The sequence below is a fragment of the Christiangramia aestuarii genome (genome assembly GCF_009735585.1).
In the GTDB taxonomy this organism is placed as follows: Bacteria; Bacteroidota; Bacteroidia; order Flavobacteriales; family Flavobacteriaceae; genus Christiangramia; species Christiangramia aestuarii.
Map to the genome: position 1 here is coordinate 735856 of NZ_VJVW01000001.1, position 23311 is coordinate 759166.

21 protein-coding genes are annotated in these 23311 nt (G+C 43.5%); 6 read left to right on the forward strand and 15 right to left on the reverse strand.

All coding sequences use genetic code 11. From position 1 onward, the window contains the following. Positions 1 to 4: 4 nt before the first annotated feature. Positions 5 to 670, reverse strand: a complete 666-nt coding sequence (locus FLP08_RS03325; RefSeq protein ID WP_156274013.1) for an N-acetylmuramoyl-L-alanine amidase — start codon at positions 668 to 670, stop codon at positions 5 to 7. Positions 671 to 917: 247 nt separating this feature from the next. On the opposite strand from FLP08_RS03325, the gene FLP08_RS03330 reads away from it, so the two are divergent. Further along, the gene (locus FLP08_RS03330; RefSeq protein ID WP_238388432.1) at positions 918 to 2192 is read left to right on the forward strand and encodes a D-alanyl-D-alanine carboxypeptidase; all 1275 of its coding nucleotides are present in this window, start codon (positions 918 to 920) and stop codon (positions 2190 to 2192) included. A gap of 19 nt (positions 2193 to 2211) precedes the next feature. Continuing rightward, positions 2212 to 3267: a S66 peptidase family protein gene (locus FLP08_RS03335; protein ID WP_156274017.1), complete on the forward strand. Its 1056-nt coding sequence runs from the start codon at positions 2212 to 2214 to the stop codon at positions 3265 to 3267. A gap of 1 nt (position 3268) precedes the next feature. Here FLP08_RS03335 and FLP08_RS03340 read toward each other — a convergent pair whose 3' ends face one another. Continuing rightward, complete coding sequence (locus FLP08_RS03340; protein WP_156274019.1) at positions 3269 to 4402, reverse strand: serine hydrolase; 1134 nt, start codon at positions 4400 to 4402, stop codon at positions 3269 to 3271. 148 nt (positions 4403 to 4550) lie between these two features. On the opposite strand from FLP08_RS03340, the gene FLP08_RS03345 reads away from it, so the two are divergent. The 4 genes from FLP08_RS03345 (at position 4551) to FLP08_RS03360 (ending at position 7516) form a co-directional block, all read left to right on the forward strand. After that, positions 4551 to 6071, forward strand: a complete 1521-nt coding sequence (locus FLP08_RS03345) for a helicase HerA-like domain-containing protein (protein WP_156274022.1) — start codon at positions 4551 to 4553, stop codon at positions 6069 to 6071. Between the two features lie 17 nt (positions 6072 to 6088). Next, complete coding sequence (locus FLP08_RS03350) at positions 6089 to 6646, forward strand: hypothetical protein (RefSeq protein WP_156274024.1); 558 nt, start codon at positions 6089 to 6091, stop codon at positions 6644 to 6646. 1 nt (position 6647) lies between these two features. Further along, complete coding sequence (locus FLP08_RS03355) at positions 6648 to 7118, forward strand: inorganic diphosphatase (RefSeq protein WP_238388433.1); 471 nt, start codon at positions 6648 to 6650, stop codon at positions 7116 to 7118. 194 nt (positions 7119 to 7312) lie between these two features. Continuing rightward, positions 7313 to 7516, forward strand: a complete 204-nt coding sequence (locus FLP08_RS03360; protein ID WP_156274026.1) for a hypothetical protein — start codon at positions 7313 to 7315, stop codon at positions 7514 to 7516. Positions 7517 to 7584: 68 nt separating this feature from the next. On the opposite strand, the gene ftsZ is transcribed toward FLP08_RS03360, so the two are convergent. The 13 genes from ftsZ to mraZ all read right to left on the reverse strand — a co-directional run bounded on the left by ftsZ (position 7585) and on the right by mraZ (position 23138). After that, complete coding sequence (ftsZ, locus tag FLP08_RS03365; protein ID WP_156274028.1) at positions 7585 to 9579, reverse strand: cell division protein FtsZ; 1995 nt, start codon at positions 9577 to 9579, stop codon at positions 7585 to 7587. A 28-nt stretch (positions 9580 to 9607) separates the two neighbouring features. Further along, positions 9608 to 10960 (reverse strand): cell division protein FtsA, encoded by a 1353-nt coding sequence (gene ftsA, locus FLP08_RS03370; protein ID WP_156274030.1) that lies wholly within the window; start codon positions 10958 to 10960, stop codon positions 9608 to 9610. Between the two features lie 3 nt (positions 10961 to 10963). Continuing rightward, a complete protein-coding gene (locus FLP08_RS03375; protein WP_156274032.1) occupies positions 10964 to 11680 on the reverse strand; it encodes a cell division protein FtsQ/DivIB in 717 nt (238 codons plus the stop codon). Further along, positions 11670 to 13025, reverse strand: a complete 1356-nt coding sequence (gene murC / locus FLP08_RS03380) for a UDP-N-acetylmuramate--L-alanine ligase (RefSeq protein WP_156274034.1) — start codon at positions 13023 to 13025, stop codon at positions 11670 to 11672. Before murC ends, FLP08_RS03375 begins: the two co-directional genes overlap by 11 nt. Next, complete coding sequence (gene murG / locus FLP08_RS03385) at positions 13026 to 14129, reverse strand: undecaprenyldiphospho-muramoylpentapeptide beta-N-acetylglucosaminyltransferase (protein WP_156274036.1); 1104 nt, start codon at positions 14127 to 14129, stop codon at positions 13026 to 13028. Continuing rightward, a complete protein-coding gene (locus tag FLP08_RS03390) occupies positions 14126 to 15334 on the reverse strand; it encodes an FtsW/RodA/SpoVE family cell cycle protein (RefSeq protein WP_156274038.1) in 1209 nt (402 codons plus the stop codon). Before FLP08_RS03390 ends, murG begins: the two co-directional genes overlap by 4 nt. Positions 15335 to 15418: 84 nt before the next feature. After that, complete coding sequence (gene murD, locus FLP08_RS03395) at positions 15419 to 16756, reverse strand: UDP-N-acetylmuramoyl-L-alanine--D-glutamate ligase (protein ID WP_162430892.1); 1338 nt, start codon at positions 16754 to 16756, stop codon at positions 15419 to 15421. A gap of 10 nt (positions 16757 to 16766) precedes the next feature. Beyond that, the gene (gene mraY, locus FLP08_RS03400) at positions 16767 to 17999 is read right to left on the reverse strand and encodes a phospho-N-acetylmuramoyl-pentapeptide-transferase (protein ID WP_156274040.1); all 1233 of its coding nucleotides are present in this window, start codon (positions 17997 to 17999) and stop codon (positions 16767 to 16769) included. Then, on the reverse strand, positions 17999 to 19465 hold the full coding sequence (locus FLP08_RS03405; RefSeq protein WP_156274042.1) for a UDP-N-acetylmuramoyl-L-alanyl-D-glutamate--2,6-diaminopimelate ligase: 1467 nt from the start codon (positions 19463 to 19465) through the stop codon (positions 17999 to 18001). Before FLP08_RS03405 ends, mraY begins: the two co-directional genes overlap by 1 nt. Then, positions 19465 to 21456: a PASTA domain-containing penicillin-binding protein gene (locus FLP08_RS03410; protein ID WP_156274044.1), complete on the reverse strand. Its 1992-nt coding sequence runs from the start codon at positions 21454 to 21456 to the stop codon at positions 19465 to 19467. The genes FLP08_RS03405 and FLP08_RS03410 overlap by 1 nt, the downstream gene beginning before the upstream one ends. Positions 21457 to 21463: 7 nt before the next feature. Next, on the reverse strand, positions 21464 to 21781 hold the full coding sequence (locus tag FLP08_RS03415; protein ID WP_156274046.1) for an FtsL-like putative cell division protein: 318 nt from the start codon (positions 21779 to 21781) through the stop codon (positions 21464 to 21466). A 6-nt stretch (positions 21782 to 21787) separates the two neighbouring features. Continuing rightward, positions 21788 to 22684 carry a 16S rRNA (cytosine(1402)-N(4))-methyltransferase RsmH gene (rsmH, locus tag FLP08_RS03420; protein ID WP_156274048.1) on the reverse strand — a complete coding sequence of 299 codons (897 nt, stop codon included), beginning with the start codon at positions 22682 to 22684 and terminating at the stop codon, positions 21788 to 21790. Continuing rightward, positions 22671 to 23138, reverse strand: coding sequence for a division/cell wall cluster transcriptional repressor MraZ (gene mraZ / locus FLP08_RS03425; protein WP_162430894.1), 468 nt, complete (start codon positions 23136 to 23138; stop codon positions 22671 to 22673). The genes rsmH and mraZ overlap by 14 nt, the downstream gene beginning before the upstream one ends. Positions 23139 to 23311 lie beyond the last annotated feature (173 nt).

Here is a 23311-nt window from a genome sequence, read left to right on the forward strand (position 1 = left end):
ATTTCTATTTTGAAGGTACTTCTTTAAAATTCTTGTCTTTTACGGCATTCCTCAGTTTAGCCATGAAATCTTCTCCGGGATCGGTCTTCTTGGTACGATAGGCTTCGTCTTTTTCCAGCCACAATTCATGACCTTCAAAATTGGTGTATTCATAATGGCCAATCACGTAATCTATATCATATTTATCGCTTAAATAATTCACCAGGTAAATATTAGCTTCTAACTGTGCATCGGTAAGCGGGGTATCCCTGGTGCCACCAACATTCTCTATACCTATGGCAGCGTGATTCAGTCCTATCACATGCCTTGCCATAAGGTTTTCGGGCATTAGCCGGTAGATAGTACCATCCCTGTCTACCAGGAAATGCGCGGAAACATTTAACTGCCCCGCTCCCGAGATCTCCTCGCGTGATTGGGGAAGCCGGGAATTTTCAAAAGCCCGGAAAGATGCCTCCAGGGTTGGGATTGCCGTCCAGTGCAGTACGATCATTTTAGGCTCGATCTGGGGACTGCTACTTTCCAAACCATATCGATCTTTCATATATTTCAAACTGAGATCCTTACGATCCTCACCGAAATCTATTGGTTTATCAACGATCCTGGAGGTTTTGCAGGAGATCATACCAATAAAGAGAAAGCTTGACAGAAAGATAGATTTGAGGGTTTTCATTTTAAAAATTTAGGTTAAAAATTCTCTGGTCGGCGTATTTTTAAAAGTAATAAAATTTGAACTGGAAATTCTCCTCTGTAAATTTTTAGGTCTTTAAATGAAGTTAAAATTCCTATTTTTATGAACCACCAACTATAATTAACCTAAGCTCTCTACAGCCTTGAACAATAAACTCTCCCATTTCGGCCTACTTTTAGATCTAACGCCTTCCGTTTTTATACGGATCTCTGCATTTCTGACAATCCTGTTGCTAGGTACCTCCTGTTCCAGCATTAAAAGAACGAACAGGAAGATTGAAAAGCAGTTCAATGAATCGGCTATTTTTCAGAAGGGTTTCGCAGGCCTGGCCGTGTATGACCCTGAAGAGGATAAAATGCTGTATGAGCATAATTCCGGTAAATATTTCACCCCGGCTTCGAACACAAAACTTTTCACCTTATATACCGGCCTGGTAATCCTGGAAGATTCCCTAAAGGCCCTGGAATATAGTATCAAGGGTGACAGTTTGATCTTTAAAGGTACCGGAGACCCCTCGCTGCTGAATCCCGATTTACCGGAATCCAAAATTTATAATTTCCTAAAGCAAAGCCCTTATCAACTGTTCTATGCTCCGCCCAAATATCAAGAGAAAAGCCTTGGACCGGGCTGGGCATGGGATGATTACGATTCTTACTATTCAGCTGAAAAAATAGACCTGCCCATCTATGGCAACCTGATCCAGTTAACTTTCAGCGGCAACAATGCGCCTAAGGTGAGCCCGGAAATACTTCAGGATTCGGTACAGCAGGTCGCAGCATTTTTTCCTGAAAACAAATATGCCCAGAGAGAGCTTTCATCAAATAAGATCACTTATCAAGCCTATGACCGCGGAGAGAAATGGACCCAGCAGGTTCCTTTTAAATTTTCAGAGGAGCTTATTGCCAGCTTACTTACAGATACCCTGAAAAAACCTGTAGCAATTTATAAGGACGAAATGAAAGATCTTGAATTCGATAAGACCTTATATAGTATCCCCAGCGACAGCATCTATAAACGTATGATGCAGGTTAGCGATAATTTTATTGCCGAGCAGATACTTTTAATGGCTGCAGGAAAGATCTCAGACACCTTAAAAACGAATATCGCCATAAAGCATATGAAAGAAAAACATTTGCAGGACCTGCCAGACGAACCTATGTGGATAGATGGCTCAGGCCTTTCCAGGTATAACCTTTTCACCCCCAGGACAATGGTAAAGCTTATAGAAAAGATCGAGGCGAAAAAACCAAAAGAAGAGCTTTTCCAGATTCTGGCCGCAGGCGGAGAATCGGGCACCCTCAAGAATTATTACCATGCCGAAACTCCCTATATTTATGCCAAGACGGGAACGCTGAGAAACAATCACAGCCTTAGCGGATTCCTGCTCACGCAGAGTGGCAAAACGCTTATTTTTAGCTTTATGAATAGCAACTACACCGTTCCCACTTACGACCTAAAAAAAGCTATGGTGAGGATCCTGGGGCAAATACGAGATAATTATTAATCGATAACCTACTTAAAAAATGCAACGAAGAAAATTTATACAGAATATCGGGATAGGAGGCCTGATACTCCCCCTACATGCAAATGCTTTCACGGACTTAAATAATTATGAATACAATAAGGACGTTTTACTTCCCAAAGCCCTGAAAGAAGGAGATACCATAGGGATTGTAAGTCCCGCCAGCGCGATTTTTGAATCTGAACCCTACGAGATCGCTAAGGAATCTTTCGAAGCCCTGGGCCTAAAAGTGAAATTCGGAAAGAATACCCGCAACCGCTATGGCCATCTTGCGGGAACCGATGAAGAAAGAGCAGAGGAATTCAACGATATGTTCCGGGATGATTCCATAAGCGCGGTGATCGCGTTACGAGGAGGTTCCGGCGCAGCCCGTATCCTGGATAAATTAGATTATGCGGCGATCAAAAAGAATCCGAAGGTCTTTATTGGCTATAGCGACATCACGGCCCTGCACACGGCAATTTTTGAAAAAACCGGGCTGGTAAGTTTTCACGGTCCCGTGGCCGTTTCCAGCTGGAATTCCTTTAGTACAGATTATTTAAAACGACTTCTTTTTCAGAAGGAAGCCGTCACCTATAGAAACCCCACAGACAAAGGAGATGAACTGGTTCAGACCAAAAACCGGATCCGCGTGATCACCGAAGGCACGGTCAAGGGGCAGCTGCTTGGCGGAAACCTATCTGTGCTAACCGGCATCATGGGTTCGGAATACTTCCCTAAGGACTGGACAGGAAAGATCCTTTATCTGGAAGACGTAGGAGAAAAAATTTACGCAGTAGACCGTATGATGTCCCAACTTTACCTGGGCGGAGTCTTTGATCAAATAAGCGGTTTCGTTTTTGGAAAATGCACCGACTGTGACCCCGGCGGCAGCGGCTACGGCTCATTAACCCTGGAAGAGGTGATAGACCATTACATTAAACCCCTGAACATCCCGGCATATTCCGGAGCAATGATCGGCCATATAAGTGACAATGTTACTATTCCTAATGGCCTGGAAGCTGAATTAAACGCCAGTGAAGGAAGTATCCGCCTTTTATCACCGGCCGTACAATAACTTATTTTTTAAGATCTAATTCCTTCTGGTAGATCTGCCTGCCCAGTTCTGCCAGAAATGGAATACCCACCTCATCATATTCATAATTGTTGTCATTGAACACCTGGTTCTCGTTCACCAGCAGCGTGGCAGATAAAAGGAATTCCACATTGTTTTTCTTATCCTGGATATAGGCGGTTTCGGTAAGAGTGCCGTAGGCATAGCCCACTTTATTATATATTTTCATATGTTCAGGGATACGATCTTTAGAATCACCGTAGATAAAGAACTTGCCGTAACTGTCATAATATTCGGTTTCGTCATAATCCATTTCACGAGGCAACCTGGACATGGCAGCTTTTAGGAACTTTCGATCTTCCTGGCCTAGCAAAAAGGTCTGGTCGTTTGTAAAATGATCAGGGAAGAACAGGCGCTTCATCAAATTATGCTGCACCAGCAAGGGAAAATAATTTTTATAGGCGAAACTGAAAGGCTCTTTTACCTCTTTATCCTCCTTTATATAGGCCTTTCCTTTTATCACATCAAATATCTGCAGCGAATCTGCCTTTTCGTTATGCGTAACCGGCATTTCGTATTCTCCCTGCGAGGTATCGAAGATCATTCGCCTCGTATCTGTTGCGTCTGAGCCCTCTCCCGAAAACCTGTGCGAGATCCTGATGGGTGCCAAGCCTTTATTCCTCAATTTTGAATTGATATAATCCTGCCCAAGGAATTCGAACAAACGATTGTAGGCATCATTATCACTCACCGCGAAGATCGCGTCAATATCCTCAGAGATCTTATGGGTCACCGAATCATTTTCGAACCTATAAGGAGTATTCTTATCTATGCTAACGCCCTGCTCCTGAAGTTCATTAAGCTTTTCCAGGCTAAGTACTGCAATAGGAAGTTTTACCGTACTGGCTGGATAAAAATAGGCCTCAGGGTCCAGCCGGTATTTATAATCCCGGAATTTCACCTCTCCATTTTTTCGAATTATCCGGGAATAGATGATCTGCACCTCGTGCTTTTTGGCATTCTTAAAAACCTGGGAAAGCCTGGGCTCATCTGAATCGGTGATTTTTTTAAAGGTCTTTATTTTGGAGCTACAGGCCGAAATACACATTACTAAGGCCAGGAGATATAGGTTTCGCATGCTTGGTGGCAAAAGTTAAATTAACAAGTTAGACTATCCTGATATTTATAAAAGTAAAGCTATATTTAAATTAAAACAATTTTGTTCTCCAGGAGAATGTGAATTGTTTCTTCTTTTGAATTATCAATTTTATAATAACTTAGCAACAATGGATACAGCAGCGCATTTTATTGAAGAAATTCAGAAAGGCTATACCACCAAAGGTGATTACCTGTATTTAGGGGCGGGAATGCTAAATTCTGAAGTACATGCAGACGCTGCCGTAAAGATACCTTTGAAGACCATGAACCGCCATGGCCTTATTGCCGGAGCTACCGGAACCGGAAAATCGAAAACCTTGCAGATCATTGCTGAAAATCTTTCGGAAAAAGGGGTGCCGGTTCTTTTAATGGACGTTAAAGGAGATCTAAGCGGTATCGCCGAGCCCTCTGAAGGAGCCGATTTTATAAACGACCGACATAAGAAGCTCAATTTTCCTTTTGACAAGAAGGCCGCACCAGTAGAGATACTCACCCTTTCCAACCAGGAGGGAGTTCGGTTACGGGCAACGGTTAGCGAATTCGGTCCGGTATTGTTATCAAGAATACTGGACCTTACTTCAGCCCAAACCGGTATCCTGGCTATCATCTTTAAATATTGTGACGATAATCAGCTCCCGCTTTTGGACCTGAAAGACCTTAAAAAGATCATTCAGTATGCGACCGAGGAGGGCAAGGAAGAGTTCGAAAAAGATTATGGCAGGATCTCAACGGCTTCTACCGGCGCCATTTTGCGAAAGATCGTGGCTCTAGAACAGCAGGGAGCAGATCTTTTCTTTGGGGAAAGATCCTTCGAGGTGAACGACCTGCTTCGGAAGACCTATGAAGGCAAGGGCTTTGTAAACATTCTAAGGCTAACCGATATACAGGACAGGCCAAAACTGTTCTCAACTTTTATGCTAAGCCTTTTGGCGGAGATCTATACCACCTTTCCAGAGAAGGGCGATATGGACAAACCAGAACTGGTGATGTTCATAGATGAGGCACATCTTATTTTCGAGGAGGCTTCAGATGCATTGCTCGACCAGATCGAGAATATCGTTAAGCTCATAAGATCTAAGGGAGTAGGCATCTACTTTGTTACCCAGAACCCGGCCGATGTTCCGGAAGAGGTATTGGGCCAGCTGGGACTAAAAGTTCAGCATGCCTTAAGGGCTTTCACAGCCAAGGACAGGAAAGCCATAAAACTTGCCGCAGAAAATTATCCCGAATCTCAATTTTATGATACCAAAAACATGCTTACCTCGTTAGGTATTGGTGAAGCACTGGTTTCCGCACTGGACGAGAAAGGAAGACCTTCTCCCCTGGTAGCTACCATGCTCAGGGCGCCGATGAGCAGGATGGACATACTTTCAGATTCTGAATTAAAGCAACTAATAGACAGGTCTGAACTGGTAAAAAAATATAACGAGGAAATAGACCGCGAAAGCGCCTATGAACTGCTGAACAGGAAGATAGAAGAAGCAGAAAAAACGGAAGCAAAAGAAAAGGCAGAAAAACAACGAGAAGAAGTAACAAAACCCAGCACCCGCCGTCGAACAAGCAGTACCGAAGGAGCAGTAATCAAGGTCCTTACGAGTGCTACCTTTATCAGGGGAGTCATGGGCATCCTGAATAAATTTTTAAAATAAAAACTACTCAATCTAATATGTACAAAAAAGCTTTATTTATTCTTGGTTTATGTGCAGGTATCGTTTCCTGTACCAATGATGAAGAAAACCCTTATTTAATTACTTCTAACCAGGTGGGTCCGCTTAAAAAAGAGATCAGGATTAATCAACTAGACTCAATTTTTAAGAACGACAGTATCGTACGCCAAACCAGCGGTCCACAGGAATTCAGGTCTACAGATGAGATCAAGATATTCAGCCAGGATGGAGAAGCTTTATTAAGCCTGGAACCACTTCAGGAATTCGATTCCACAAGTACTATCGGGTATATCAGGATTCTGGATCCGAGGTATGAGACCAAGAACGGGATCACCATACAGAGCACTTTCAAGGACATCGTTGAAAATTATAATATCTCGAGAATAGAAAATACTATCAATTCTGCAGTGGTTTTCATCGACGAGATCAATGCATATATCACTATAGACAAAGACCAGTTACCTACCAGCCTGAGATACGATACAGACAGCAAGATCATGGCTTCGCAGATCCCAGACACGGCCAAGATCAAGTATTTCATGATCTACTGGAACTAGCATGCGAGCCAGCCTCCTGCTCATTTTCTTTTGCCTTTTCCAGGCCTGTAAATCTCCGGAGGATTACCTAAATACAGAACTCAGGTCGAAAAATGGTTATTTCCAGGCGGTCATAGAGATCCCGGCGGGTACAAATTCCAAGATAGAATATCATAAGATCGATAAGGTCTTTAAACCTTCACTAAGGGATGGTGAAGAACGCAAGATAGATTTCTTGCCCTACCCAGGGAATTATGGGTTCATCCCATCCACTTTTTCAGATCCTGAAAAAGGAGGAGATGGTGATGCCCTTGATGTGATGGTGCTTAGTTCCACCATTCCCTCCGGTAAGATCATAGAGTTCATCCCCATAGGAATGATAAAATTGATAGATGCAGGAGAAGAAGATTTTAAAGTGATCGCGATCCCTGCCGATGAGTCACTTAGGACGATTAATGTAGAAAGTTTTAAAGATTTCGTAAAAAAGTATTAACCAGCCAGGATCATCATGGAAAGCTGGTTCCTGAATTACGATCCTGCCGACACCTCTGAATTACTGGGTTGGGCCGATGAAAAAGAAACTGAAAACGAGATCCTACGCCTGCAACGCAAGTGGTAAAATTTGTTAATGTTCATTTTTCAAAAGATTGTTTAGCTACTTTTATTTCATAACCAATAAAACAAGTTATGATTAAAGTCTTAGCAATGATAATGACCATTGGTGGCGCCATAGCGCTTGTAATGGGAGTTTTAGGGATTTTTGGTAGTGTAGCCTTAATGCTTAGTCCATGGGCGCTTACTATCCTGGGCTTTGTATTCTTCGTCGCCGGAATTTCCATGTTGAAATACCGTAGAGATACAGACGAGGTAGCGGCACAAAGCCAGCAATAGCACTTGTAAATTTAAGCAATAAAAAAGGGACGCAATTTTGCGTCCCTTTTTCGTGGCTAGGTTGAAAATTAATCTACATTATCATGTAGAAAAGAATTGTTTCTCCTGAAGTGAAGATCATTGTTCTCGTCCTGGTCTATGCTGGTACGGGACAATTTTCCCTCTCCTGGTTTAGAATTATCCAGTTCGATCCCCGCACGCTTATAAGCAGGCTGCTTCTCGATCTCGTCGATCTGTGCAGATCCCGTTCTGAACTTATAATTGAATTCTTTCATTTTTGCTTTTCTCTCGGCAGTTCTTTGTCTCACAACCTCAGATGAAATTGGATTGTCGAAAGGATCGTGCGCATCTCCGCTTTCTTCCTTCTTAGGAGCAGGTTCCACGGTTCTTTTTTCAAAAGCGATGGTTTCATCCTTTATCTCCTCTTCTTTTTGAGGTGCCTTGGATCTCTCCAGCTTCTCTTCCATTTCCATATAATCGTCCAGGCTGTATCTTTTTATCCCCTGGTTAGAGCTTTCGGTCACAGGAACTATCTCTATGGCTTCGTTTACCTTGATATTTCTCGCTTCCTGCTGATCTTCTTCCTCTTCCAGGCTATGTCTGGTAATTTCTTCCTGCTGGAATTTTGCCTTTGGCTCTTCTCTTTCCTGGTTTGCCGGCATATCGAAAGTGAACATGAATTGCTCTTCGCTTTCAGACTTTACTTCCTCAGGGTCGTTCACTTCCATGGCCCTGATTTCTTCTGAAGTATCGTTAATGATAAAATCCTCTGGATCTACTTCTTCATAGATAACGTCCAGCTTTCTCGCATAATCTGGAGTTTTATAGACGTCATCTACCTTTTTCTGAATATTTCCTACCTCATCTACTTCTTCTTCGTTCTCGTCCAGGGTATGGATGATCTTTTCCTCTTTTTGAGGCTCCTCGAACTGCAATTGGTTTTCTGCAGGTTTGTTCATGGGAGCACTAACCTGGGATACCGGTCCTGAATTCTTGGCAGAAAGGTCCTGTTCGGCCTTTTGTTCATCTTCCAGGGTATGGATAATCTTTTTTGTTTCGGTATTCGTAATCTCATTCTGCTGTTCTACATCGAAACCAGTAGCGATGATAGTTACAGCAATGGCATCTTCTAAAGCCTCGTCTTCACCAACACCCATAATGATGTTCGCGCTGTGACCGGCTTCTGCCTGTATGTGATCGTTGATCTCACCAATCTCATCTATGGTGATCTCTTCGTTACCGGAAACAATGAGCAGTAAAACATTCTTGGCACCGGTAATCTTATTATCATTCAACAACGGAGAGTCTAAAGCTTTCATGATCGCATCTGTAGCCCTGTTTGCGCCAGAGGCCTGAGCGGACCCCATGATCGCAGTACCAGAATTGCTCAATACGGTCTTGGCATCGCGCAAGTCAATATTCTGGGTGTAGTGATGCGTAATAACTTCAGCAATACCCCTGGAAGCTGTAGCCAGGACTTCATCTGCCTTAGAGAAACCGGCTTTGAAACCAAGGTTTCCATAAACCTCACGAAGCTTGTTATTGTTGATCACGATAAGTGAATCTACATGACTTCTCAGTCTTTCTACCCCTAACTGGGCCTGCTCGTTCCTGTTCCTTCCTTCAAACTGAAAGGGAATTGTCACGATCCCAACTGTAAGGATATCCAGTTCTTTTGCCTGTTTGGCAATGATTGGCGCAGCTCCTGTACCGGTACCTCCACCCATTCCGGCAGTGATAAACACCATCTTGGTATTGGTATCCAGCATTTGTTTGATTTCTTCAAAACTTTCTACTGCTGCTTTTTCCCCGATCTCGGGATTCGCTCCTGCTCCTAGTCCTTCGGTTAAGGTCACACCTAATTGAATCTTGTTGGGAACCGGACTGTTCTCAAGTGCCTGTGAATCGGTATTACAAACAACAAAATCAACTCCTTTTATTCCTAACTGGAACATGTGGTTGATGGCATTGCTTCCTCCACCGCCTACACCAATCACTTTGATGACGTTCGATTGATTCTTAGGTAAATCGAATGAGATGTCTCCAAATTCTGTACTGCTCATAAACTCTGTTTTACTGGTTGTATCTTTATTACTCTGCGTTGTCTAAAAAATCTTTGAATTTCTCTGCCCACTTATCAAAAATGCTTTTGCGGGCAACTTTTTTCGAGGTTTCCTCCTCGTGATCCTGCTCGTCCTGAACATGATCTTCCTCTTCATGTTCTGTGCTATCCTCTACGGGACTTTTATCTGAAAGCACTGCTTCTTCCTGGAACCTTCTGTTTCCTTTTTCCAGGCTGTTCATCACTAAACCAACCGCGGTCGCATACACTGGACTGGTTGTTTCAGAATCATTGTTACCGGCAAGATGCTCGTTAGGATAACCTATCCTGGTATCCATTCCGGTAATATATTCAGCGGTTTGCTTCAGGTGTTTCAACTGAGCTCCACCACCGGTCAATACCAGCCCGGCTATGAGTTTTTTCTTCTGCTCATCATGCCCGTAGTTCTTGATCTCCAGGAAAACCTGTTCGATGATCTCCACCACCCTCGCATTAATGATCTTGGAAAGGTTCTTAAGGGTGATCTCCTTCGGCTCTCTTCCTCTTAACCCGGGAATAGAAACGATCTCGTTATCCTTGTTCTCACCCGGCCATGCTGAACCGAATTTCACTTTCAGCAATTCGGCCTGTTTTTCAATGATCGAGCAACCTTCCTTGATATCTTCGGTAATCACATTACCACCAAAAGGGATTACCGCGGTATGGCGAATAATTCCGTCTTTAAAAATGGCAAGGTCTGTAGTACCACCACCTATATCGATAAGTGCCACCCCGGCTTCCTTTTCTTCCTGACTTAAAACAGCATTTGCTGAAGCCAATGGCTCCAGTGTAACGGCGGAAAGCTCAAGACCGGCGCTCTTCACACATCTTCCAATATTCCTGATAGAAGAAACCTGACCAACCACCACGTGGAAATTGGCTTCCAGTCTGCCTCCATACATCCCGATAGGTTCCTTGATCTCTGCCTGGCCGTCTACTTTGAATTCCTGCGGAAGAACGTGTATGATCTCCTCGCCAGGAAGCATCACCAGCTTATGAACCTGGTTACAAAGGGTATGAATATCATCTGCATCTATCACTTCGTCAGGATTCTGGCGGGTGATATAATCACTATGCTGAAGGCTTCTAATATGCTGCCCGGCAATTCCCACTACTACTTCACTAATCTTTAAACCGCTATCGGCTTCTGCTTCCTGTATTGCCTGCTGGATAGACTGAATGGTCTGGGTGATATTGTTCACCACGCCCCTGTGTACGCCAAGAGACTTGGATTTCCCAATCCCGATGATCTCTACCTTGCCGTACTCATTTTTGCGGCCTATCATAGCCACAATCTTGGTTGTTCCAATATCTAATCCTACTGCAATATCGTTTTGTTCCATAAACTATTTTTTCGTGCACACAACCTGGTCACCAAATTGTAAGTTCACTTTTTTGTAGGTATCTAATTTCTTTTCTTTCTGTGCTTTTTTATAAAAGGCTTTGAAATTGTTGAATTTTAAAGCCACATTGCTCGAGTCTCCGAGGTAAAGTTCAAAATCCAGTTCTCTTAACTCAAGTATATATTTATCGCCTTTAAGCCTGCTAATTCCGGTAATATGCCTGGTTAAGAACTCATCGTTCTTAATATAGTTCACGATGTTGTAGGCTTTGGATACATTGGCTCCATCAAACCCAAACATCAGTGGTACTCTAGCGGTATAAAATTGACTTAGCGGCATAAGCTCGCCGTTCTTATCCAGGTAGAAGGAAGAATTCCCAACTACTCTTCCAATAGGCTTGCGCTGACTTACTTCTGCTTTTAATTTACCGTCAAGAGTGAGGTAAACCTCCGCATTTTCAATCATTTCGTGTTCGTTCAAAAGGGCTTCAACCCTATTCAAATCTAAAGTTTCTTTATCTATACTCGAGACGGCCGAATTATTTTGTATCAACAATTTATTAACCACTTCCTCAGTAACATAGAGATTTTCGGTATCAGTAAATTTTACCTCTACCTTTCTGATTTCCCGTGATTTATGTCGTTTTTCAGCAAAACCGTATAAAAGGCCAATTAGTGCCACTAAAACGAAAGCTTTTATGTAACCAAGACTACGCTTCATTTAAAAGGGCTTTTTTTACGGGTTCAACTTCTTCTCCAATGTCTCCGGCACCAAGCATAACCACTACTTCGGCATTTTCAGCCTTGATGCAGTCTATTAATTCTAACTTGGTCACCAGGGATTTTTCAGGATTACTGATCTTTTCCAGCAACCAGGCTGAAGAAATGCCTTCTATCGGGGTTTCCCTTGCGGGATAGATATCCAGTAAAAACACCTTATCAAATTCTGAAAGGCTGGAGGCAAAATCTTCAGCGAAGTCACGGGTGCGGCTGAACAGGTGGGGCTGAAAAACCGCTAAAACTTTCTTATTGGGGTACATTTCTCGAACCGCATGGTGCACCGCCGATATTTCAGTGGGGTGATGTGCGTAATCGTCGATTAACACCAGGTTATCCGTTTTTATTTTATAGCTGAATCTACGCTTAACGCCCTTGAAGGAATATAAAGCCCTGGCCAGACCGTCGGTTGGGGAGCCGTATTCGATCGCCATCGCCAGGGCTGTTATAGCATTCAGCAAATTGTGTTTGCCGGGTAGATTAAATCTTAAATCTTTAATGATCGTAGAAGGCGTCTTCAGGTCGAACACATAGTGCCCTTCTCCGATCCTGATATTTTGTGCTACATAATCACTCTCATCATTTATGCCAATCTTGGATCCTTCGAGGGACAATCCGTTTTTAACAAAAAGTCGCCCATCTTCCGGAACCTTGGCAGCGAATTCCCTGAAGGATTTTTCGAGCTCTACCTTATCACCGTAAATATCCAGGTGGTCTGCATCCATAGATGTTATGGCCGCCAGGTTTGGAGAAAGATTCAGGAAAGAACGATCAAATTCATCGGCCTCTACCACTACTACATCATCCCCCTGCATGATAAGGTTAGACTGAATGTCTTCACTTATTCCGCCAAGAAAAGCGGTAACTTTTGCTCCGGTTTCCTTCAGCAAATGTCCAAGGATCGCAGTGGTAGTGGTTTTGCCATGAGTTCCCGCCACGGCAAGACAGTATTTTTTATGAGTGACCATTCCCAGTAACCGGGCCCTTTTTACGATCTCGAAATTTTCCTTTAAATGCAGGAATTGCTTAAGATCCTTAGGTACCGCAGGAGTATAGACAATAAGGCTATCATCTGTATTTTCAAGTATGGTCTGTGGGATCAACCCAAGATCATCTTCATAATTCACTTCTATTCCTTCTTTTTCCAGGGTCCTGGTAAGACTGGTAGAAGTACGATCATAACCAGCCACAAAGCATCCCTTGGCCTTGAAATACCTGGCCAGGGCGCTCATCCCAATCCCACCGATACCGATGAAATAAAAATGCTTTATGTGGTTTAGATCCTTCATTTATTTGTTGTTCTTCTTTATAAGTTTCTCAACTTCATCCACAATGTCTGAAGTTGCATTAGGCAAGGCCAGCTTCTTGATATTCTCTCCAAATCGCTTCAGCCTTTTTTCATCTTTCAGCAGACTAAAAAAACATGGCTCAAACCTTTCGGTGAGCTCATCTTCGGTGATCATCAAAGCAGCGTCATGTTCGGTCACGGCCAAGGCATTTTTTGCCTGGTGATTTTCAGCAACGTTTGGTGATGGGATAAATAAAACCGGTTTTCCCACTATACATAATTCAGAAACACTTCCCGCGCCGGCTCGTGAAATGATCACATCTGCCGCCGCATAGGCAAAATCCATCCTGTTGATGAATTCCTTCGCCCTCACAGTTACCGAATCGTATTTTTTATACTCATCGAAATACAGTTTCCCTATCTGCCAGATGATTTGCACATCCTCGTCCCTGAATCGCTTCAGTTCGTTTTCAATAAGCCTGTTAACTCTCCTGGCACCAAGGCTTCCGCCAAGCACCAGCACTGTTTTTTTATCTTTAGAAAGATTGAAATGCTCTAAAGCCTCTTCTCTCAATTGGTTTACCTCCAGCAGATCCTGTCTTACCGGGTTACCAGTAATGATGGTCCTTTCAGGAGGAAATACATTCTTAACCTTTTCGTAAGCCGCACAAATGGTATCGGCGTACTTAGCCAGTATTCTGTTGGTGATGCCAGGCAGGGAATTCTGTTCCTGTATAAGCGTAGGTAAGCCTTTAGAAATGGCCACTCTTAAAAGAGGACCACTGGCAAAACCTCCCGTACCTATCACGATATCGGGCTTGAATCTCTTAATGATCTTCCTCGATTTAGAAAGACTGCTCATCAATTTAAAGGGGAAAATGAAATTCTTAAGGCTAAAGGACCGGTCTACACCGCTTATCCAAAGCCCCTCGATATCGTAGCCAGCCTGCGGAACCTTTTCCATCTCCATACGGTCTTTCGCGCCAACGAAAAGGATATCAGCATCGGGATGCCTTCTTTTTATCTCATCGGCAATGGCAATGGCAGGATAGATATGTCCTCCTGTACCTCCACCAGATAATATGACGCGTAATCCTTTTTTCATATCGCTTCGCTTAAGATGTCCAGAGGATTTTCCTCATCGGCATCGATCTCTTTATTTTCCGTTTCTTTTATTTCTTCTCTTTTGGCACTTACGCTCAGGATGATTCCCAGCGCAATGCAGGTCATCCAGATGGAAGTTCCCCCGCTACTAACCAGCGGAAGGGTTTGCCCTGTTACCGGGAAAAGCTCTACTGCCACCCCCATATTTATTAATGCCTGGAAAACCACCGGCAGGCCAACGCCCATCACTACCAGTTTTCCGAATACCGTGTTGGCTTTGGTCGCCACGATCACGATCCTGAAAAGCAGGAGCAAATAAGCTAACATGACTCCAAAAGCTCCTATCAAGCCCATTTCTTCTACGATGATCGCATAGATAAAATCTGAAGAAGACTGGGGTAAAAAATTTCTTTGTACACTTTTTCCAATTCCCGTCCCGGTGATACCTCCTTGGGCAATTGCGATCTTGGCCTTTTCTACCTGGTATTGTTCTGCCCCTTCTTCATCATCGAAAAAGGTTTCTATTCTGCTGGACCAGGTATCCACCCTATTAGGTAGAAGCCCCGGAAAAGCCTTGGCAGTAAGTATGAATATGCTAAGCATTACGATCCCAACTCCCAAAATGGCACCAAGATATTTGATCGGGTATCCACCAAGGAACATTAGCATCAATGTCATGCAGAATATGATAGCGGTAGTAGAAAAATTGGCCGGTAAGATCAATACCAGTACTGCAAAGACAGGCAGCCAGAGCGGCAAAATAGTTTCTTTAAAAGTGAGCGTTCTTTCGGTAACCTTGGAAAGATACCTGGCCACATATACCATCAATACCACTGCCGCCAGGGTCGAAGACTGGAACGACACGTTGAGCACTGGGATCTGTATCCACCGGCTGGCATAGGCGCCTTCAATGGTGGTTCCCTGGAAAATGGTCACCACCAATAATATGATCACTACGGGCAGGAGCAGAATGGAGATGCCCCGGAAATAGTGATAAGGTACTTTATGTACAGCAAATAGAATGCAGAATCCCAGAAGCAAATGGAAGAAATGTACCACCAGGAACCCGGAAGTACTTCCATCACCATGGAGATATGCAAGGTTACTACTGGCGCTATATACCGGCAAAAAAGAAAATATTGCCAACAAGCCGGCTACCGCCCAGATCACCTTGTCTCCTTTAAGATTTGCAAAAATGTTGCTCATTTATTTTTTCCTTCTTGATCGTCAAGCTGAACTTGTTTCAGCTTTTATCAAAATGAGATCCTGAACCGAGTTCAGGATGACGTGTTATAAATTTCTTACCGCTTCTTTAAATTGTCTTCCTCTATCTTCGTAATTCTCGAACAGGTCGAAGCTTGCGCAAGCCGGGGAAAGCAAAACGTTATCCCCTTTTTCAGCGAGTTTGTAAGCTGCCTCCACAGCATCTACCATAGAAGTAGTTTCGACCATGTTCTCTACGATATTTCCAAAAGATGCCTTGATCTTTTCGTTATCCACTCCAAGACAAACTATGGCTTTTACTTTTTCATTTACCAGGGGTAAAAGATCGTCGTAAACGTTCCCTTTGTCTACTCCTCCCACGATCCAAACGGTCTCTGAGTCCATGCTTTCCAGTGCGTAAAAAGTAGCGTTTACATTCGTAGCCTTGGAGTCATTGATATACTGCACGTTATTGATCTTAAGTACTTTTTCCAAACGGTGCTCTACCCCCTGGAAATTAGACATACTTTCCCTGATCGTTTGCTTTCTAATACGGAGCAATTGCGAAACCGTAGCCGCAGCCATGGCATTCTTAGCATTATGTTTCCCTTGTAGGGCAAGTTCTGATGTTGGCATAGTGAACTGTGTGTTATTAATATTTACTACCATATTTTCATTTTCTATATACGCGCCGTTTTCAATTTTCCTCTCCAGTGAAAAAGGCAGTTTTTGAGACCTTACAGGGTTCTTTTTTAACCATTCTGTGATATTGCTGTCATCTGCATCATAGATGAAATAATCATCTTCGGTTTGATTTTCAGCGATCCTGAACTTGGAGGCGATATAATTCTCCAGCTTATACTCATAGCGGTCCAGGTGATCTGGGGTGATATTGGTCAGGATCGCAATATGCGGCCTGAACTTCTCTATCCCGTCCAACTGAAAACTACTTATCTCCAGCACGAACCAGTCATGATCTTCTTCAGCCACCATTTTCGCGAAAGAGTTTCCAATGTTTCCTCCCATCCCGGAATCGATATTGGCTTCTTTCAAAACATGCTGCACAAGGCTGGTTACCGTGGTCTTGCCATTACTCCCCGTTATCCCTATCACCGGAGTTTCGGTGAACCAGCTGGCAAACTCGATCTCAGATATCAAGGGGATCTCTCTTTCTCTAAGTTGCTTTATAAGGGGTGCCGAATCCGGGATACCCGGGCTTTTCATCACCACGTCTGCATCAAAGATCCTGGCTTCAGAATGTTTTTCTTCCTCCCAATCGATCTCAATATGTTCAAGAACTTCCTTGTATTTATTTTTGATCTTCCCCTTATCGGAAAGAAAGATCTCGTATCCATTTTTCTTTGCCAGGATCGCGGTCCCGATCCCACTTTCTCCACCTCCCAGTATGGCAATCTTTTTACTCACAGCTTTTGGCTTAACGAACTTTCAAGGTCACTATGGTAAGGATCGCCAGGAAAATCCCAATGATCCAGAACCTCACTACTATCTTGCTCTCGTGTTTTCCTTTTTTCTGATAATGGTGATGTAAGGGGGACATTAAAAATATCCTTCTCCCTGCACCGTATTTTTTCTTGGTGAATTTGAACCAACCCACCTGCAGTACTACTGACAGGTTTTCCACCAAAAAGATCCCGCATAGAAGCGGTATCAGCAATTCCTTCCTGGTAGCAATGGCTAGTACTGCGATTATTCCACCTATTGTCAAACTCCCGGTATCTCCCATAAAAACCTGGGCAGGAAAAGTGTTATACCATAGAAATCCTACCAGGGCCCCCGCGAAAGCGGTGATGAAAATGGTCATCTCCCCCGATCTTGGGATATACATGATATTCAGGTAATCTGAGAATATGATGTTACCCGAAACCCAGGCAAAAATACCCAGGGTCAGTACAATAATTGCCGAAGATCCCGCGGCAAGGCCATCGATTCCATCTGTAAGGTTCGCACCATTAGAAACTGCGGTTACGATAAAAATGACAATAGGAATAAAGATCAGCCACGCGTAATTTACCAGCTCAGGGTTTATCCAGCTTATAAGGCTGGAATATTCAAATTCATTGTTCTTTACAAAAGGGATGGTAGTGCTCGTATCCTTTACTTCAGGACCCATATCCACTACTTCTGCACGGGCGATCACATTTTCTGTAGGATTGGTCTCGGTCACCACCTCTTTGGTAGTTATCTGTGGATGAAAGTACATGGTACAACCCACGATCAAACCAAGGCCGATCTGCCCTATCACCTTAAAGATACCTTTAAGGCCTTCTTTATCTTTTTTGAATGTTTTTATATAATCATCCAGGAATCCGATCGCACCCATCCATAAAGTAGTTACGATCAGTAAGATGACATAAATATTTTCCAGCTTCGCGAAAAGCAGCACCGGAATAAGGGTTGCAATTATAATGATAACCCCTCCCATGGTTGGAGTCCCGGCTTTCTCGTTCTGACCCTTTAAACCAAGATCACGAACGCTTTCTCCAATTTGTTTGGCTCTTAAATAATTGATGATTCTTTTACCATAAATCGTTGAAATCCCCAGCGACAGAATGATCGCCATGGCAGACCTGAACGACAGGAACTCAAATAACTGCGCTCCGGGCAACTGATACTGTTCTTCCAGAAATTTAAATAGGTAATACAGCATTATTTATCCAGTTGTTTTAAAAATTCGTTCACGATCTTAAGATCGTCAAAGTCTATTCTTTCTCCATTAACTTCCTGGTAGGTCTCATGCCCCTTCCCGGCAATAAGGATAATATCGTTAGGACCAGCCATCTGGCAGGCGGTCTTGATCGCCTGTTTCCTGTTGGTCACACTCATGGTTTTTTTAAAGTTCTGAGGCTCTACGCCTGCTTCTACATCTGCAATGATCTTTTCAGGATCTTCGGTTCGCGGATTATCACTGGTAAAAATCACCTTGCTGCTCAAAGCCGAAGCTATATGCCCCATTTTTGGTCTTTTGGTGGCATCTCGGTCTCCGCCGCAACCTACTACAGTAATAAGCTCCTCGTTCTTGGTTCTTATGCTATTAATGGTTTCAAGCACATTCTTAAGCGCATCTGGCGTATGAGCATAATCTACGATCGCGGTGATCTTCTCTTTTTTGGAGATCACGTACTGAAACCTTCCGCTCACAGAATTCAATTCGCTGATGATGCGAAGGATCTCCAGCGTCTGCAGACCTAAAAGATCGGCAGCAGCGTAAATGGCCAGGATATTATAGGCATTGAAGTTCCCGATCAACCTCGTCCAAAGCTCCTGCTCATCGATCTTCAGTAAAAGACCGGTGAAATTATTTTCAAGGATCTGGGCCTTATAATCGGCATAGGATTTTAAGGCGTAAGTATATTTTTTAGCTTTTGTATTCTGAAGCATCACCGCACCGTTCTTATCATCAGCATTGGTCAGGGCAAAGGCAGAAGACGGCAACTCGTCGAAAAAGCGTTTCTTAACATCACGATATTCCGCGAAATCCTTGTGATAATCCAGGTGGTCGTGAGAAAGGTTGGTAAAGATCCCACCCTTGAATTTCAGGGCGGTGGTCCTGTGCTGATCTATCCCATGGGAACTCACTTCCATAAAACAGAATTCCACCCCGGCATCGTTCATATCCTTCAAATAAGAATTGATGGTGATAGAATCTGGAGTGGTCCTTATGGCGGTATGCTCTTCGCTACCAACCATCACTTTTACCGTGGACAGCAATCCGCATTTATAACCAGCCTTGGTGAAAAGGTCATATAACAAGGTCGCTATGGTGGTTTTACCATTGGTTCCGGTAACACCAACCAGTTTCAGCTTTTCAGAGGGATTATCGTAGTAATTCGCTGAAATATATGCGAGCGCCTTTTTGGTATCCTCAACTTCGATATAGGTAACGCCATTTATCGTTTCTTTCGGGATCTCCTCACAAACGATAGCCAGTGCACCCTGGTTTTCGGCGTTTTTAATAAAATCATGTCCATCAGAAATACTTCCCCTAATGGCCACAAAAACATCGTTCAGCTTTACTTTCCTGGAATCAAAATGAATATCGTTCACGGTCACGCCGGTATCCCCGGTCACCGCCTTCATATTCACCTTGTAAAGTATATCCTTTAAAACACTCATTAACTTAACTCCAGTTTTACTGTTTGCTTATTCTTTAGTTTCTGTCCTGCAGATACAGATTGTCTTTTCACCACTCCTCTTCCGTTTAGTCGTACTTCCAGTCCAAGGTTTTCCAAAATCGAGATAGCATCCATGGCCGGCATTCCGGTTACATCTGGCATCAATAACTTCTCATTCTGGATCTTGGTATAATATTGTTCGAAATCCTGATTCACTTCTTCATCTATCACTTCCAGCGACTCCAGTTCGTCCATTACCGGGGTGTCTGTATAGATCTTCCTGGCGATATCCTTAAAAACAGGAGCAGCCACTATATTCCCATAGTAGCCTTTTCTTCTGTTTGGTTTATGTATCACCACTATACACGAATATTTTGGATTTTCAGCTGGGAAATAACCCGCAAAAGATGCTATATACCTACCTGGTTCTATCCAATATTCGGTCTGGCAGGTTCCCGTCTTCCCGGCCATGGAGAAGTTCTCGGTATAAATGTTCGCCGCCGTACCACGCTCCACCGTCTTCTTCATCATAGCCCTTACTTTCTTGGCTGTTTCCACAGAGCAGATCGATGGATTCATCACCTGTTTTTCCATGGTGATAACAGGTTTATCACGGTCTTTAACCTCCTTGATAAAGCGAGGCTTGATCATTTCACCATCATTGGCGATGGCATTATAAAAGGTGAGGGTTTGTAGCGGAGTGATCGACACACCATAACCAAAAGCCATCCACGGCAGGCTTAAACCGTTCCAGTTCTTGTCTTGAGGATGAGGGATTCGGGGGGATCCCTCACCTTTTATTTCAAGACCAATCTTCTGGTTAAGTCCCATTGAATAAAGTCGATCAACGAATTTTGCTGGATCATTCTTATATCCTTCGGTGATCATTTTTGTAAATGCTGTATTAGAAGAAACCTCGAAAGCTTTCGCCGCCGAGATCTTTCCGTAGCCGCCGTGATGGGAATCCCTTACCGGCCGGCCATAATATCTTACCACTCCTTTTTCTGTATCTATTACCTGGCTGGTATCTACCACCTTATCTTCAAGAGCAGCCACCATAGCCATCAACTTAAAGGTAGAACCAGGCTCGTGAGCCTCATAAACGGCGTAGTTCCTTTTCTCGAAATAGGTCCCGTCCTTGGTCCTGCCAAGGTTAGACATGGCCTTGATCTCTCCGGTAGCAGTCTCCATCACCACCACGGTTCCATGTTCTGCCTCGAAATATTCCAGTTGCCTTAATAAGGAATGATGCGCGATATCCTGGATATTCACATCTATGGTAGAAACCACATCATAGCCATCCCTTGGCTCCAGTTCATTATTATCGCTAATAGGTTTCCACTGTCCCTTGGCGATCTTTTGCTTTAGTCTTCTGCCATCGGTTCCCCTCAGGTAATTACTAAAGGCCCCTTCCAGGCCTACACGGGTAAAATATCCATTCTCATCCCTTCTTTCGTAACCAACGGTCCTTTCACCCATCTTACCCAGCGGATGTTCGCGAACCGTACTTTGCTCGGTGATCATTCCTCCTTTGTACGCTCCAAGGTTGAACATGGGAAACTCCCTCATCTTCATGTATTCTGAATACCCAAGATTCCTGGCGATTAACACATATCTTTGCTTATTCGCCCTGGCCGCTCTTAGTTTCTGGGAATAATAGGAAGCAGGACGACCCAACATGCCGGAAAGCTTTTCTGAAAGCGGACCTATATTTTCTTCGAAGTTCTTGTCTGAAACGGTGACGGCATCGAACCTTACATCGTATTTAGGCACCGAGGTGGCTAAAAGGTTTCCGTTCACATCGTAAAGGTTCCCGCGATTTGCCGGGATCTTGAAGTTCTTTAGAGTGCGCTCTTCTGCCAGTTCTTTATAATGTTCACCATGAACAAACTGGATATTAAGCAACTTAACCCCTACTGCTATCGCAAAAAGGAAGAGACAGCCAGCCACGAAATACATACGATTCAGGATGCTTTTTTCGGTTGTAGCCATTTTAAGGTTAGTCTTTTATTATCACTCTTATCTTATTGGGAGGAGTCTCTGAAGGCCCGATCCCTTTTTCTACCATTTTTTCGGTAATGGTAGATTCCATTTTTACTCTCATTAATTTTGACCGCCTTTCCAGGAATTCACTTCTTAATTCCAGCACCTCCTTGTTCAGTTTAGCGATCTGGTGCACTTTCTTTTCAGCATTATGCGAACTGGCGATCATTACGATAGCCAGGATGGTACAAAACACAATGAACCTCCAGTTCTTAACAGCATCTTCGCTGATAAGGAAATTCGCTTTCAGTATGTTATAAAAACCACCTTTCATTGCTTACTATAACTTTCTTGCCACACGAAGCTTCGCACTCCTGGCCCGGTTGTTTTCCTGTATCTCCTCTTTCGAAGGAACGATGAGCCCGCCCACTTTCTTAAAAGGAACAGAAATATTACCGAACATATCCTTTTCCGGTTCCCCCTCAAAAAGACCACTCCTTATATATCTTTTCACCAGCCTGTCTTCCAGGGAGTGGTAAGAGATAAGGCTTAATCTTCCGCCAGGCTTCAGCACCTCTTCGGTTTGCAACAAAAATTCTTTAAGAACTTCTATCTCCTGGTTCACTTCTATCCTAATAGCCTGATAGATCTGCGCCAGGATCTTATTTTCTTTCCCTTTGAACAGCAAGGGCTTCAATAACTCATTCAATTGCTCACTGGTCTCGATGGGATTGTTCTTTCTATCAGAAACAATGGTCCTGGCCAGTTTAGGAGCATTCTTTAGATCTGCATAGGCATAAAAGATCTTTTTCAGGTGCTCCTCGTCATACTCGTTGATCACCTCGTAAGCACTAAGCTTATCTCCCTGGTTCATCCTCATGTCCAGCCTCGCATCGAACCTGGTAGAGAAACCTCTTTCAGCCTCGTTGAACTGATGAGAAGAAACCCCGAAATCGCCTAGGATCCCATCCACCTGCTTCACACCGTAAAACCTCAAAAACCTTTTCAGGAACCTGAAGTTTTCATTGATGAGCGTAAAACGCTTATCGTCTATCTTATTTTCAAGAGCATCCTTGTCCTGGTCGAAAGCAAAAAGTTTCCCTTCGGGCCCAAGCCTTTCCAGGATCTCCCTGGAATGCCCGCCACCACCAAAGGTCACATCTACGTAAACCCCTTCTGGCTTGACGTCGAGACCATCGACAGATTCTTTTAGCAGAACAGGCTTATGATATTTCATCAAAATCATCGTTTCCCATCACTTCCTCTGCCAGATCTGCAAAATCGTCTGAAGAGTCGTCAAGGGCTTGTTCATACTTATCTTTATCCCAGATCTCCACAATGTTGATCGCCGAGGAAAGAACGATCTCTTTCTCGATACCGGCAAAACCAACCAGGTCCTTGGGAATTAAAAGTCTGCCGTTAGCATCGACCTCAACGGTCTTTACTCCGGCAGTAAATTTTCTAATAAAATCAACGTTCTTTTTCCTAAACCTGTTAAGCTTGTTGATCCTCTTCATGAGAACATTCCACTGCTCCATGGGATAAAGCTCAAGGCAATTCTGGAAAACCGCACGCTTGATCACGAAACCGTCCTGCATCATGGGAGCGAGTTGCTTCTTCAACGCTGAAGGCACCATTAACCGGCCTTTCGCATCGACTTTGCATTCGTATGTCCCAATTAGATTTATCACGGTTAAGTATTATAGAGCCAAATATATTGAAAATATTACCACAATTTACCACTTTTTACCACAATGTTAATAAGTTTTACCACTGTATGTAATTGAAAACCTTTGAAATAGCCCTATCCACTTAGGATTCAGGAAATTGAAATAGGGTGGGAAATAGTGTAATCCAGGTCTGA